Origin of the sequence: Methylobacter marinus A45 (assembly GCF_000383855.1) — a bacterium.
Taxonomy (GTDB): Bacteria; Pseudomonadota; Gammaproteobacteria; order Methylococcales; family Methylomonadaceae; genus Methylobacter; species Methylobacter marinus.
Map to the genome: position 1 here is coordinate 3,624,455 of NZ_KB912877.1, position 14,707 is coordinate 3,639,161.

A 14,707-nucleotide genomic window follows, 5' to 3' on the forward strand; every position below is an offset into this window, starting at 1 on the left:
TTAAGCCGGTCTTTTTGATTATTTTTTATTGTTCAGCAAGGTTTTGAGGTTGGCAAAAGGGCTGTGTGTGGCGACCGGTTCCGAGGCAGCATGGGATTGAGCGTTGCCGAAGCGGGTTTCCTCGTACCGCGAATGTTCATTGTCATGACAATACAGGCATAACAGTTCCCAGTTGCTGCCATCGGAAGGATTATTGTCGTGGTTATGGTCTCTATGATGAACCGTGAGTTCATTCAGATTCTTATGTGTGAATTCGCGTGCGCAACGGCCGCATATCCAGGGATACATTTTCAGGGCTTGGCCGCGATAGGATTGCTCCCGGAGTTCCTGATTGCGTCGCGCTTCAATAACGATCTGGTTTAATTTGTCTTTGTCGAGATGGGGCTTTTTCTGGGGCATATGAATACCTCGTCAGGTTGCTATGGTCTGCTTTTAATTGTGATTTGGCTAAAGGTATCGCTAAATAAGCGTCTTGTATAGACTTGAAGGCGATTTGTTGTAATATTTCATGTCGTTTTCATGGCCGGAATGGCGGATGAAAATTAAGAGTCCGGCAAAGCTTCAGGGAAGGCCTTGTCATTTTCCCCTTTTTTGCTTGAGTCGCATTTCAGCTAGCGATACAAGGTTAATACATGTCTATTCGTTATATATCCACTCTTGTCTTTTTTGCCGGCACTCTGGTGTCCGGATGCGCGTCTACCCGTCAAATTGCCATTGATCCCCCTGAGATCAAGCCGCATCCTTTTCAGCCCCTGCAAGGTTTCTCGGTTATCGATGGCGATGATTATTATGTGCGGCTGATTTCAGAGTTTGATTCCAAGGCGGATAATGCGCTAAAAGGCGGGTGCGTTGATATCGCGCCATCCTATAGCAAAGGCGATCAGTCGGCGGCGTTGATTTTTTATGTTCGTAACAATGTGCTGAAATTCAACAGTGAAGCCGCCGGTTTTTTGTATCAAGCCAGGTCGGGAAAGTGCAATTTCAAGTTCGATGCCAAAAAACAGTATCTGACGCCCTGGATACGACTGGATTCGGGTAAAGAAACCATGATTGATTATGATTTCCATACCAATGCCAATAATGACATGGATTTCTCCAGATTGGCCGGCGATGTGAATACGGCCGGCAATCTGCTGGCATTGACCGGTGTCGGCATGGGGGTTGCCGTTATGGGACAGTTTGCCGGCGAATGGATAAGAAACAGTCAGCAAGCGGCCCCGGCTGTTGTTCAAGCGGCGCCGGCTGCCAGTCCGGCATCAGCCAAGCATAGTTCGGAGTCGCATTCGCTGCCGGCCGCGACTGCTTTCTCAGGTAAAACCGGTACGCTCAATCATTCTCTATTCAAGGTCTATGAAGTGGCCGAGGGCGGTGTTAATCCGTTCGGTTCGGATGTCAAACCGTTGGGAGAGTTAAAGATATACCCTGAAATTCTGCCGGCATTATTGTTGAAAATGACGGTTGACGGGATACCCGATGCGCGTGACTTGTCGCTGGAAGAAATGTGGTACTCGCCTATAAAATCAACAACCGGCGACATTACGCTGCAGCAGATGATCGAGCAATCGCAGCATCCCGCCAAGCCGAATTTAAACCCTGATTGGGATAATTACGTTGACGTCGAGAGCAATTGCCGGAAGTTGAAACTGGTTATGAAGGAGCTTGGTTTTAATAAATTCGATCGTAATGCCGTGCTTTACTATTTTCTGAATAAAAATGGCGATTGGAAAAACTACAATATATCCCGGCAAATGGCCATGGCTGACGACATTCGGCCTAAGGATCTGAAGATGTATCGCAATAAGGGGTTCGGCAATTGCCTGGCAGATGATGATTATACCGTCATGAAAACCATGGGGTTGTCCGTCAATGCGCCATCGGACTGGGAACTGATCGGAGAGACCAGGCAGAAAAAAGAGCGGGTTTTTTCAGCGCTCCAATCAATAGAAAGACAACTGTTTTCGGTGCTTAAAAACCCTAATCCGGCGGAAATGGCGCGTCAGATATTTCCTTTGTTGACCACCGAAAAAAAGGGCGATGGTACTGTGTTGCTACAAAATCATTTAGGTGATTTGGGACTGGAAGCCTTGTTGAGTCAGTCTGTTGCGTCGGCCTCTCCATCCCCGGGTACCTCAGGGGGTCCGGCAGTGCTGCCGGAATCATCCGCTCCCATGGTCATCCCCGGCGAAGGTGTGGTAGTTGATGCGCGTCAACTGGCGCAATTCATGTCAGGACTTTCCATAAGCGAGCTCAGTTGTGCCCGTCCCGCGCCTGGACCGCAAGGTAAACCGGGAGGGGAGGTGGGCATTTTCTTGTTTGCTACCAAAGAGGGCAGTCCACGCGCTAAAGGTGGCGCCATGGAGTTTGAATTTTCCGGAGGCAAAATCAATCGTATCGCTTTACAATTGCCTACCGTCAGGGATTTCGAACAAGATGTGCTGGATCATCCCGAAATTGGCGGCTGTCGAATTGATGCCGCTTTTCTAAATAAATTGCGCTAAGGAAGGGGAATTTTAGCTCCCGAAACTGACTTGTCTTTCGGCTCAATTTCAGTATCGATTTTTAATCGGCCTGTTCATTTTCTTTGATTCCCAGGCGTTTTAATCGGGCAATTCCTACGGATTGATGCCCTGAGACCGTAAAATGAACAGACACGTAGGGGCGAACCTGTGTGTTCGCCCTTGCCCAACGGCTCTTCGATAACCCTTTGTCCACCCAAAAAGGGCGGACACGTAGGTCCGCCTTTATATTGGCTGCGAAATGTCGGACATAGGATGCGCCTCACCACGTCGTCTGGAGCGCCTGCTTTGGGTCAGCGCATCCTGTGCAGGATTATAATTTCAGGAAGTCATTTTTAGCCAAATCCTAAACCCGAACTTGATACGCCCCGTCTCTGCCTTTGGCGGGCAATCTTAAAGATAGGTCAGACTTATGAGAGACAGTCGGTCCTCCTTCCTATTTTTTAGCGCTTGATTTAATGCCGTCAGCTTTATGTAAGCTGAATATTCATGGACTTTCCGGATAGATCTCAATGCGCTGAATATAAGGTAATTAACGCGCTGCTGTAGTTTTAATTCTACAGACTTCTAGCTTAGAAAAGCTTCATAGGTTAAAATTACGCAGTTTATTTGTGAGAATTCTTATGGAAAAGGCATAGAGCGAAATTTGGCGTGTCTTGGAAATTACGAAACGATATAAAGCATACAAGAGTTTACAACTACTAACGAGGGGGCTGCTCCGTGAACAAAACAAAGCAACTGCTCGCAGGTCTGATCTTAATGGCTTTTGGCCTAGGGACAGCGCAAGCGGCATATACGCTCAATTTAATGAAAGGGGTTACAGAGATCAGTAATGATATTTATGACCTGCATATGCTGATTTTATGGATATGCGTATTCATAGGTATCGTCGTATTTGGTACCATGTTTTATTCGATTTACCATCATCGTAAATCAAAAGGACATAAAGCGGAGCAGTTTCATGAAAATACAACTGTCGAGATTATCTGGACAATTATTCCGACGCTGATTCTCGTCGGCATGGCTATTCCGGCAACAAAAGCCATGCTGGAATTGGATGATGTGCAAGAATCAGAAATGTCCATCAAAGTCACCGGGTGGCAATGGAAATGGGAATATGAATATCTGGACAACGGTATTCATTTTTTCAGTAATCTTGATGAAGCCAGCAATAAAGCACGGCAAATCGATTCCGGCATAGATCCTCGTACCGTTCCACATTATCTGTTGAACGTAGACAAACCTTTAGTTATTCCCGTTAAAAAGAAAATTCGTTTCGTATTTACAGCGGCTGACGTCATTCATTCGTGGTGGGTGCCTGACCTGGGGTGGAAAAAAGACACAATTCCCGGCTTTATTAATGAAGCCTGGACTTCTGTAGATGAGCCCGGAACCTATCGCGGTCAATGTACAGAGCTCTGCGGTAAGGATCATGCCTTTATGCCTATCGTGGTCGTTGCAATGGAACAGGCGGACTATGATGCCTGGGTGAAAAAGACTCAGGAAGAAGCCGCGAAAGGCCCGGATCTGAACGATCAAAGTCATGATGAGTTGGTGTCAAAAGGCGCCGGCGTCTATGCGAAAAACTGCGCATCCTGCCATATGGCTGGCGGCGAAGGTGTGCCGGGAACATTCCCTGCTATTACCGGCAGCTCTATTGTGACAGGCGATGTTAAAGCTCAGGCTGAGCTGGTATTGAACGGTAAAGGCATGATGCCTGCTTTCGGAAAAATGTTGGATGCCTCTGAACTGGCTCAGGTCATTACTTATACCAGAAATGCATTAGGCAATTCGGTCGGTGATGAAATACAGCCAAAAGCTATACAAGAGTTGCTGCCTGAGGGAGCAGCTCCCGCCGCTTCCACTGAAAAAGCGGAGCCGCAAGAGCAAGTGGATGCGAGTGCGGAAATGTCACTTGATGATTTAGTGGCTCGAGGGGAGTCTGTTTACGCCCAAAACTGTGCATCTTGCCATATGGCGGATGGTTCCGGAATGCCCGGTACTTTTCCGGCCTTAACGGCGAGTCCCGTGGTAACGGGAGATATTGATGCCCAGGTTGATTTAATGTTGAACGGAAAAGGCATGATGCCGGCTTTCGGAAATACGTTAAATGCGGTTGATTTTGCCGCGGTCGTAGCATATACCCGTAACAAACTGGGTAATTCGGTAGGGGATTTTATACAGCCTTCAGCGATTCAGTCTCTGCAATCGGCTATGCCTGCTGAGGATGATGATGAGTAAGTCATTGACTTTATTATCTGTAAAATCTTTTCATATATTCATAGAGGTATAAAATATGTCTGCTGTAGTAGCTGAACATGAGCATGATGAGCATCATGATCACGGCCCTCAGAAGGGGCTTTTAAGATGGGTTATCACGACTAACCACAAAGATATCGGCACCTTATATCTGGTGTTCTCGCTGGCGATGTTTTTTATCGGTGGCGCGATGGCAATGATCATTCGTGCCGAGCTGTTCGAACCGGGTATGCAGTTTGTTGATCCCCAGTTTTTTAATTCAATGACTACCATGCATGCGCTGGTTATGGTATTTGGTGCGGTTATGCCTGCATTTGTGGGTCTGGCCAACTGGATGATCCCCATGATGATCGGTGCGCCGGATATGGCCTTGCCTCGCATGAATAACATGAGTTTCTGGATGCTGGTGGCAGGTGTTCTGTTGCTGGCCAGCACTTTGTTCATGGAAGGCGGCGCGCCTGCATCCGGTTGGACTTTGTATCCGCCGTTAGTGCTGCAGACTGGCGCGGCCTTGCCTTTTGCGATTTTCTCGGTGCATTTGCTGGGTATTTCATCCATCATGGGGGCGATCAACATTATCGCGACTATTTTCAATATGCGCGCTCCAGCCATGACACTGATGAAAATGCCGCTGTTCGTCTGGACCTGGCTGATTACCGCTTTCCTGCTGATTGCCATCATGCCGGTTTTCGCTGGCGCGGTAACCATGCTGTTGACAGACCGCTTCTTTGACACCAGCTTCTTTGACGCGGCTGGCGGCGGTGACCCGGTTCTTTATCAACATATTTTCTGGTTCTTCGGTCACCCTGAAGTTTATGTCATGATTCTGCCTACTTTCGGCGTGGCTTCCACCATCATTCCGGTATTTGCCCGTAAACCTTTGTTCGGTTATAGCTCAATGGTTTATGCAACCGCATCGATTGCCTTTCTGTCATTTATCGTATGGGCTCACCATATGTTTACAGTCGGCATGCCGGTGGCGGGCGAGTTGTACTTCATGTATGCAACCATGCTGATTGCTATCCCTACTGGCGTTAAGGTCTTCAACTGGACTGCCACCATGTGGAAAGGATCGATGACTTTTGAAACGCCCATGCTGTTCTCGATCGCTTTCGTCGTATTGTTTACCATAGGCGGCTTTACCGGTTTGATGATGTCTATAGCGCCTTCTGATTTCCAGTATCACGATACTTATTTTATCGTGGCGCACTTTCATTACACGCTGGTGCCTGCTTCTGTCTTTATTTTGATGGCGGCCGGTTACTATTGGCTGCCTAAATGGACTGGCAACATGTATAACGAAAGAATCGGCAAGTTGCATTTCTGGTTGTCCGCGGTATCTGTCAACATCCTGTTCTTCCCGCAGCATTTCCTGGGATTGGCCGGCATGCCACGCAGAATTCCTGATTATGCGGTTCAATTTGCTGACTGGAACATGATTTCAAGTATTGGCGGCTTCATCTTCGGCATAAGCCAGTTGCTGTTCTTGTACATCGTTATCGATACCATTAAGGGCGGAACCGGCGAAAAGGCAACGGATGAAGTGTGGGAAGATGCACATAAACATGGTCTGGAGTGGACCTTGCCATCACCCCCTCCGTATCATACGTTTACAACACCTCCAGCCACCGTGCCGACTGAACATATCTGATGCATTGGACGCCGCTGCTGCTTTCACATAAAGCAGCAGCGCCAGATCATGTTTATGAAGGTATAAATAATTTATTTAAGATACGTTGTCTGAACAACGGGCAACGTATCAGGTGAAATTATGGATACAAAAAAGAAAAATATTTTGACAGCCGTGGTTTTAATTATCGTTGCGGTCATTATTTATGTTTTTGCGGTATTAAGAGCAGTTTCTCAATGAAAGAAAACGTTACACAAAAAAACACTAGGTTGGTTCGCATATTAGTGTTTGTTGTATTGGGTATGTTTGGGTTTGGCTATGCGCTGGTTCCTCTTTATGATGTGCTGTGTGATATCACGGGCCTCAATGGCAAAGTCGAAGCAGCAGTCAAGGAAGAGAGCTATGAGGTCGATAAGAGCCGGGAAATTACTGTAGAGTTCATGACTGCGCTGAATGAATCGACACCGATGGTATTTCGTTCAGAAACAAAAAAAATAAAAGTTCATCCAGGCGAATACCATACGGTGAATTTTTATGCCGAAAATAAGACCGACAAAGCGATGGTGGCTCGGGCAATTCCAAGTATTTCGCCTGGGCCGGCTGCAGAATATTTAAAAAAAATAGAGTGTTTTTGTTTTTCAGAACAAACATTTAAAGCTCGAGAAGGCAAAACCATGCCCGTGCGTTTTGTCGTGAATCCTGAGTTACCTGAAAAATACAAGACAATTACACTCGCATATACGTTTTTCGATAATACTGAAACATCAGTGAAAAAATAATAGGGGATGGTTATGTCTACAAATAATGCTTACTACGTACCGCATAAGGCTACCTGGCCGGTTGTGGGCACTGCCGGCCTGGTGATTATGCTGGCCGGTTTTGCAAATCATCTAAATGGTTCACCCATGGGGTCAGCCTGGATGATTCTTGGGTTGGTCGTTTTTATTATCATGCTGACCGGTTGGTTTACCTTGCAGGCCGGTGAAAGTGAATCTGGTATGTACAATACTCAGGTAGGCATTTCCTATCGCATGGGTATGATGTGGTTTATCTTTTCAGAGATTATGTTTTTCGGTGTGTTCTTCGGCACACTTTGGTATACCCGTAATTTATCAGTGCCATGGCTGGGCGGTGAAGGAATCGGCCAGGCGACTAAGGAACTTCTGTGGCCATCATTTGACGCTGTCTGGCCTACTAACGGTCCTGCTAATGTCGGTGGCGAGTTCGAACCGATGGGCGCATGGGGCTTGCCTTTCCTGAACACCCTGATTCTGTTAACCAGCGGTGTAACCTGTACCTGGGCTCATCACGGTTTATTAGCCAAAAAACGTGATCAGTTGATCAAAGGTTTGGTCGCGACAGTCGCATTGGGCTTTTTGTTCGTGGCCTGTCAGGCCTATGAATATCATGAAGCTTATTCCGAAATGGGCTTGACTTTAGGCTCTGGCATTTATGGTTCTACTTTCTTTATGCTGACCGGTTTTCACGGTTTCCATGTCTGCGTAGGCGCCATTATTCTAAGTGTTGTGCTGTTTAGGAGTTGGAGAGGTCATTTCAAACCGGAAAATCATTTCGCTTTTGAAGCGGCCGCCTGGTATTGGCATTTTGTTGACGTAGTCTGGTTAGGCTTGTTTGTCTTCGTTTACTTGATGTAATCAGAAAATAAGTCTGAAAAAAGCGCTGCCTAAACCGGTAGCGCTTTTTTTTTGTCGGAAAGACGGCGATATTATTTTTCGGTTTGTGCCGGTTTCTGGCCGTGTATTTGAACGCCCAACCCATGGGGTTTGAAGAGACCAGTTGCAACAGCTATAAAAATAAAAATAAATAAAATAACGGAAAGAGTAATGCGAAAAGTCAGTGCCCGGACTGTTTTTTCGGATTGTTCCTGATCTTTATATTTCACCAGATAAAAAAGGGCGGAGCCAAGACTGATGATAATCAGGATAAAGGCAATAATAATGAAGGTTTTTATAATCATATTGTAGTCATACGGGCAAGTAAGGTTTTTTGTATTCTCGGTTATTCAGGCGTCCGTGCCAAGAGGTTAAAGCAAAAAGTATGAATATTAAAATTGGTAGCAGGTCATTGACGTTCGAAATAGTGCCTACTGTCGCTTACCTATGCCTGTTATCGTTATTGTTGACATTAGGTGCGTGGCAATTGAGGAGATCGGATGAGAAACAGGCGTTTATCAAGCTGGAAGAACAAAGATTGGCTTCAGAAACTTTGGACTTGTCGGCAAATGTCACAGACGATGTGGACGAACTGAGATACAGGCATGTGACGGTGGCCGGCAGTTACGATCACGCTCATCAGTTCTTGATAGATAATCAAATCAGCGATGGCAAAGCCGGTTATTATGTGTTGACACCATTTATATTGCAGGGAGAATCCAAAGCGGTATTGGTAAACCGGGGATGGGTGCCTTTAAATGAGGATCGATCAATCTTGCCCGAAATAGCAGTCGAAAAACGGCAAACAATTATCGAAGGGCGGATTAATAGTTTCCCCAGTGTCGGTATAAAACTGGCCGGCGCCGAGATTCCGACTGACAGTTGGCCCTCGGTGGTTCAATGGGTCGATAGCGAGATTCTGGCAAAAAAGTTAGGTTATTCATTATTCCCGTTTCAGGTTGAACTGGATAAAGATCAACCCGACGGCTTTAAACGGGAATGGCGCACGACAACGGTTATGCCGCCTGAGCAACATATAGGTTACGCGGTTCAGTGGTTCGGGTTGGCTTTGACGCTGACGATTATATTTATTTGGTACAGTATTAAAAAAGACAATGAATAATCAGCAGAAAAAAAATCGGTTATTGATTCTGGCAATTTTTGGCATGTCTATCATTCCTTTCCTGATCGCCTGGGTGCTCAAGGAAAACCCCGGATTTTTAAAGGGCAGGACCAATTACGGGCAGTTGATAACCCCTGTTGTGACCACCGAGCGCAGCGAGTTAATTGGGTTTGACGCATTTTCAGCGCAAAATATGGATCAACTGCCGGGGCGTTGGCTGATTGTCAATGTGATTCCGCATGATGATTGCAATGACGTCTGCCTTGAGGCCATGTACAAGACCAAACAATTACAGTTAATGATGAGCAAGGATTTGGTCCGCACGCGCCGTGTCGCCATGATTTTTAAGGATGTGGCGCCCGAAGTCGCGGCACAATGGTGGAAGGAGGATACACGCCTGTTAAGAGTCAAGCCCGATCCAGCCATCATTGAAAAAATAACAGCCATCAGACAAGGCGAGGTACCCGATGGCATGCTTTTATTAATGGATCCGCTAGGCAATTTAATGATGCAGTACGAGCCTGGATTCGATCCTTATAAAGTAAAAAGTGATCTGACGCATCTTCTGAAAATTTCACAAATCGGCTAATTAGAAATAGAAAAATAACAATGTTTAGAAAAATAACTCTCTTTAGCGCCGTTTTAGCGTTAATAGTGATTCTGTTGGAAGCGTATGTTCGTTTATCCGGGGCAGGGCTTGGCTGTCCTGACTGGCCAGGTTGCTATGGTCAATTCTTGGTGAGCGATGATGCGGATTTTAAATCACGGGCCGCACAGGCCTTTCCCGATAAGCCGCTCGATACCGTAAAAGCATGGAAGCAAATGGGTTACCGCTATCTGGCCGGGTCTTTGGGCGTGTTTATTATTTTGCTGGCTTTGACGTCCTGGCGTCAGAAACAAGCGCGCCTGGCCGCCATGACAACTTCATGGGTTCTGGTATTGCTGTTCGGGGTGCAGGCGGCTTTAGCTCTGGGGATTGTCAAAACGCAAGCCATGCCGATTGCAGTAACCGGTCATCTGTTATCGGGAATGCTGATTTTCTGGCTGCTTTCCTGGCTGTATTTACGGTTAAATCCTCGAGTTTCTACATCAAAATCGCGTACGGGTCCGGGAAATTTTGCCCGCTTCGCCATGCTGGTTTTGTTCCTGCAAATTGTTTTAGGCGCATGGACCAGTACGAATTACGGTGCGATGGCCTGTACCGGTTTTCCGCAGTGCAATGGCTCCTGGTGGCCTGAGGCCGATTACCAGGGAGCGTTGAATCTGTTTAAAGGCTTAATCACAGGTTATAGCGGCGTTATCTCTTATGACGCGCAAGTCGCGGCGCACTGGTTGCACAGGGTTGGTGCGCTGATCAGCTTTATCCTGCTGAGTCTGGTGATGCTGAGCGCTACTTCGGCAAGCTATCCGAAGCCGGTAAGAAAAGCCGGTTTGCTGCTGAGTCTGTTGCTGTTTGTGCAGATCGCCCTGGGCATTGTCATCGTCAAATTGACCATGCCTTTATGGGGGGTAGTGGCGCATAATGCTTTTTCGGCGCTACTGATGCTGCCGCTGATCGCTATCAGTTTTTACAGCCGCTATGCTTATGCGGAAGCGCCTCAACCCGCTGTTGAGCTTGAGGCGCCGCCTCAGCCGGCCGTGGTCGCTCCACCCGCGGTCGCCGAGGAAGTCTATGTCGAGCCTGAGCCCGAGTCGCTTTATTTGCGCCTGAAATCACAGCTAAAACGTACACGCTCCGGGCTTAGCGGGGTTCTGGCCACAATTCCTCTGGGCCACAAAGAAATCAATGAGGATTTGCTGGAAGAAATTGAAGCCCGCTTGTTAATGGCGGACATCGGCATGGATGCAACGACGGAAATCATCAGGCGCTTGACTGAGCGTGTCGAGCACCATCAGTTGAATGACAGTGCCGCGTTGTCCTCGGTACTCAAGCAGGAGCTGCTTTCAATGCTCAAACCGTGCAGCCTGCCATTGCAAATCCCGAAACAGGATAATCCTTTCGTCATTCTGGTGGTCGGCGTTAATGGGGCGGGGAAAACCACGACCATCGGTAAATTGGCCAAGCGCCTGCAAGCCCAGGGTTATAGCGTCATGCTGGCGGCCGGCGATACCTTTAGAGCGGCGGCTGTCGAGCAGCTGCAAACCTGGGGCGAGCGCAATAATATCCATGTCGTGGCCCAGCATACCGGCGCTGATTCGGCATCGGTTATTTATGATGGCGTCCAGTCCGCGCAGGCGAAAGGTATTGATGTGTTGATTGCCGATACCGCCGGCCGATTGCACACGAAATCAAATTTGATGGATGAATTGAAAAAAGTAAAAAGGATTATGGGTAAACTGGATCCTGAGGCGCCCCATGAAGTATTGCTGGTACTGGATGCCGGCACTGGACAAAACGCATTATCCCAGGCCAAGCTGTTTAATGAGACCGTCGCCTTGACAGGGCTGGTTTTGACCAAACTGGATGGCACGGCAAAAGGCGGCGTCATTTTTGCCTTGGCCAAACAATTCGGCATTCCCATCCGGTATATAGGCATAGGCGAAGGCATTGATGATCTGCAGGACTTCAATGCGGAAACCTTTGTCGACGCATTATTCGTCAACGACTGAAAATGTTATGTTAAAGTTCGATAGAGTCAGCAAACGTTATCCTGAAACCGGGGATGTATTGCGTAATATCAGTTTCCATTTGCAGCACGGGGAAATGGCTTTTCTTACCGGTCATTCAGGCGCCGGGAAAAGCACCTTGCTGAAATTGATTGCGGTCATCGAGCGCAGCAGTCGTGGACAAATTTTGTTGGATGGCCACAATCTTAATCATGCCAAGGACAGACAGATTCCCTACCTAAGAAGAAAAATAGGGCTGATTTTTCAGGATTATAAGCTGCTGCAGGACCGGACGGTTTTCGATAATGTGGCGCTGCCGCTGTTGATTGCCGGTTATGGTCGTCACGAAGTTTCTCGAAGAGTGCGCGCGTCACTGGATAAAGTGGGCTTATTAGGCAAGGAAAGAAAATATCCGTTGGCTTTGTCCGGCGGCGAACAGCAGCGAGTCGGGATTGCCCGGGCGGTAGTCAATAAGCCGCCGATGATTTTAGCCGATGAGCCAACCGGTAACCTGGATCCGGAACTGTCAGCGGAAATCATGCATTTATTCGAACAGTTTCAACAGGTAGGCGTCACTGTATTGATTGCCTCGCATGATATTTCGTTGATTTCCCAAATGAACTATCGCGTTTTAAAGTTGGATCATGGGCAACTGGTGGCGAGTTAAATGATGAAAGGCAGAAAAAACACAGCTAGCTTTCCGAATATCTTGGCGATGATTTTCAGAAGTCTATATGGCGAGCGAGAAAAACGAATGCCTGCAAGACATCAACGTCATCACCCAAAGAACAAAAAAACAGCGCAAACCAGACCGGATGGTCCGCAAACCCGGGTTTCGGGGGGGGATTTCAGCGATAAATTGCATGCCTATTTTGATCTGCATGCACACGCCCTTTTTTCCAGCCTCGGACGCCTGGTTGATTCTCCGTATACATCCATTATGACTATAACCGTGCTGGCTATTGCTATTTCGCTGGCCAGCGGTTTTTATATCGTGGTAGCGAATCTTCAGCAGCTGGCCGGTAATTTGGAGGCAAGCAATCAAATATCACTATTCCTGCGCGATGATATCTCCGATGCAAACGCCAGAAAATTTGCAGCGAGCATCAAGCGGAATCCATCTGTCCAGGAAGTCAAATTAATTACCAAGAGCGAGGCAATGGAAGAATTTCAGACATACAGCGGCTTTGGCGAGGCCGTTAAATCGCTGGGTAAAAATCCGCTGCCTAATGTTGTACAGGTTCTGCCTGAAAATGCCCTGGAAGACAGGCAGGAACTCGAAAACCTGCTTAATACGTTTAAACAGGCTTTTGAAGTCGATTTTGCTCAAATGGATATGGACTGGGTCAGGCGCCTGCAGTCATTCATGGAATTGGCACGACGTGCCGGTATTTTGTTAAGCCTGCTGTTGGGAGTCGCTGTGCTGTTCGTTACCGGCAATACCATACGACTGGAATTGCATAATCGTCGCGAAGAAGTGGTTATTGCCAAGCTGGTTGGCGCCACCAACAGCTTTATTCAACGACCGTTCCTGTACAGTGGGTTTTGGATCGGTTTTTTTTCCGGTGTGGCGGCATGGTTTATCGTTGCTGTAATGATGCTGATATTGAAGCGCCCTATAGAAGAGCTCTCCGGTTTATACGAAGGCGATTTTCATTTATTGTTTTTAAGCTATTCGGAAACACTGGTCCTGTTGTTTATTTCCTCTCTGCTCGGCGTATTAGGATCGTGGGCTGTGCTCAGCTACCAGCTTCAACAACTGAAACCCGAGTAGAACAAGTGAACTTAGAAAATTATTAGCACTCTTAGGAATGGAGTGCTAGAATTCGAACAAAGATTTTTACTAAGGGGATATCATGAGTAATGCATTAGCTTTACCCGCGGATTTATCAATCGGTACATTTGATGCCTATTTGAATGTTGTCAGGCAGATGCCTCGATTGACTGCCGAACAAGAACGCGAGTTAGCCTTGAGATTCAGAGATCATGGCGATCTGGAAGCGGCTCGGGAATTGGTGATGTCCAACTTGCGTTTCGTCGTTCATGTTGCCAGAGGCTACAGCGGTTATGGCCTGCCCATGCCGGATATTATTCAGGAAGGTAATATCGGGTTAATGAAGGCGGTGAAGCGCTTTGATCCTGATGTCGGCGTACGATTGGTTTCATTTGCCGTGCATTGGATCAAAGCCGAGATTCACGAGTACGTCATCAAAAACTGGCGTATTGTAAAAGTCGCGACAACAAAGGCGCAGCGCAAGCTGTTCTTTAATTTGCGCAAATCCAAAGCGAATCTGGGCTGGTTGTCCAATGACGAAGCCACGGCTATTGCCAAGGACCTCGATGTCGATGTCAATACCGTTTATGAAATGGAAAAACGCCTGGATAGCCGGGACATGGCGTTCGATATGCCCACCGATGACTCGGCGGACGAAAGTTATGCCGCCCCTGTCAATTATCTTCAGCAGCACGGCACTGATCCGGCTGTATTGCTTGAAAATGAAGATTGGGGAGGGCACGAGCAGAGTTTATTATCCGAGGCTTTGTCGGAACTGGATGAACGCAGTCTCGATATTCTTTCCAGTCGCTGGCTGGCAGATAAAAAAGCGACCTTGCATGAACTTGCCGAGCGCTATAGCGTGTCAGCGGAGAGAATCAGGCAATTGGAACAAAATGCCATGAAGAAATTACGCGCGGCGGTTGTGCTTGAAGCCTGATCAATAGATAGATAGCTTGAACAAAAAGGCCTGACGGTTAAAACCGCAGGCCTTTTTTATTTGGTTCGCCGTTGGATCGGCGAAATAGCGAGCCTGAGGCGTTGTTTAGGATGCGGCAATTAATAGCATCCTTGAACCTTGATGAACAAATGCCTTTGTAGGAGCGACTTAAGTCGCCTGGGCGA

At 47.4% G+C, this 14,707-nt stretch carries 13 protein-coding genes; 11 read left to right on the forward strand and 2 right to left on the reverse strand.

Annotated elements, in window-relative coordinates:
• Positions 1–18: 18 nt before the first annotated feature.
• On the reverse strand, positions 19–399 hold the full coding sequence (locus tag METMA_RS0117215) for a YajD family HNH nuclease (RefSeq protein WP_020160352.1): 381 nt from the start codon (positions 397–399) through the stop codon (positions 19–21).
• Positions 400–632: 233 nt separating this feature from the next.
• Here METMA_RS0117215 and METMA_RS0117220 point away from each other — a divergent pair, with 233 nt between their 5' ends.
• From METMA_RS0117220 to METMA_RS0117245, 5 genes are all read left to right on the forward strand, one after another.
• Positions 633–2,498 (forward strand): hypothetical protein, encoded by a 1,866-nt coding sequence (locus METMA_RS0117220; protein ID WP_020160353.1) that lies wholly within the window; start codon positions 633–635, stop codon positions 2,496–2,498.
• Between the two features lie 825 nt (positions 2,499–3,323).
• Complete coding sequence (gene coxB / locus METMA_RS0117225) at positions 3,324–4,757, forward strand: cytochrome c oxidase subunit II (RefSeq protein ID WP_020160354.1); 1,434 nt, start codon at positions 3,324–3,326, stop codon at positions 4,755–4,757.
• Positions 4,758–4,812: 55 nt separating this feature from the next.
• A complete protein-coding gene (gene ctaD / locus METMA_RS0117230; RefSeq protein ID WP_020160355.1) occupies positions 4,813–6,426 on the forward strand; it encodes a cytochrome c oxidase subunit I in 1,614 nt (537 codons plus the stop codon).
• Positions 6,427–6,641: 215 nt separating this feature from the next.
• On the forward strand, positions 6,642–7,184 hold the full coding sequence (locus tag METMA_RS0117240) for a cytochrome c oxidase assembly protein (protein ID WP_020160357.1): 543 nt from the start codon (positions 6,642–6,644) through the stop codon (positions 7,182–7,184).
• 12 nt (positions 7,185–7,196) lie between these two features.
• Positions 7,197–8,060 carry a cytochrome c oxidase subunit 3 gene (locus METMA_RS0117245; protein ID WP_020160358.1) on the forward strand — a complete coding sequence of 288 codons (864 nt, stop codon included), beginning with the start codon at positions 7,197–7,199 and terminating at the stop codon, positions 8,058–8,060.
• Between the two features lie 71 nt (positions 8,061–8,131).
• On the opposite strand, the gene METMA_RS0117250 is transcribed toward METMA_RS0117245, so the two are convergent.
• Entirely contained in the window at positions 8,132–8,383 is a 252-nt protein-coding gene (locus METMA_RS0117250) for a twin transmembrane helix small protein (protein ID WP_020160359.1), read from the reverse strand.
• Between the two features lie 80 nt (positions 8,384–8,463).
• Here METMA_RS0117250 and METMA_RS0117255 point away from each other — a divergent pair, with 80 nt between their 5' ends.
• The 6 genes from METMA_RS0117255 (at position 8,464) to rpoH (ending at position 14,522) form a co-directional block, all read left to right on the forward strand.
• Positions 8,464–9,201: an SURF1 family protein gene (locus METMA_RS0117255; RefSeq protein WP_020160360.1), complete on the forward strand. Its 738-nt coding sequence runs from the start codon at positions 8,464–8,466 to the stop codon at positions 9,199–9,201.
• Positions 9,194–9,790, forward strand: a complete 597-nt coding sequence (locus tag METMA_RS0117260; protein ID WP_020160361.1) for an SCO family protein — start codon at positions 9,194–9,196, stop codon at positions 9,788–9,790. The genes METMA_RS0117255 and METMA_RS0117260 overlap by 8 nt, the downstream gene beginning before the upstream one ends.
• Before the next feature lie 20 nt (positions 9,791–9,810).
• Complete coding sequence (gene ftsY, locus METMA_RS0117265; protein ID WP_027147415.1) at positions 9,811–11,811, forward strand: signal recognition particle-docking protein FtsY; 2,001 nt, start codon at positions 9,811–9,813, stop codon at positions 11,809–11,811.
• 7 nt (positions 11,812–11,818) lie between these two features.
• Positions 11,819–12,475 (forward strand): cell division ATP-binding protein FtsE, encoded by a 657-nt coding sequence (gene ftsE / locus METMA_RS0117270; protein WP_020160363.1) that lies wholly within the window; start codon positions 11,819–11,821, stop codon positions 12,473–12,475.
• Between the two features lie 87 nt (positions 12,476–12,562).
• Positions 12,563–13,582, forward strand: a complete 1,020-nt coding sequence (gene ftsX, locus METMA_RS0117275; RefSeq protein WP_036250508.1) for a permease-like cell division protein FtsX — start codon at positions 12,563–12,565, stop codon at positions 13,580–13,582.
• An 82-nt stretch (positions 13,583–13,664) separates the two neighbouring features.
• Complete coding sequence (rpoH, locus tag METMA_RS0117280) at positions 13,665–14,522, forward strand: RNA polymerase sigma factor RpoH (RefSeq protein WP_020160365.1); 858 nt, start codon at positions 13,665–13,667, stop codon at positions 14,520–14,522.
• Positions 14,523–14,707 lie beyond the last annotated feature (185 nt).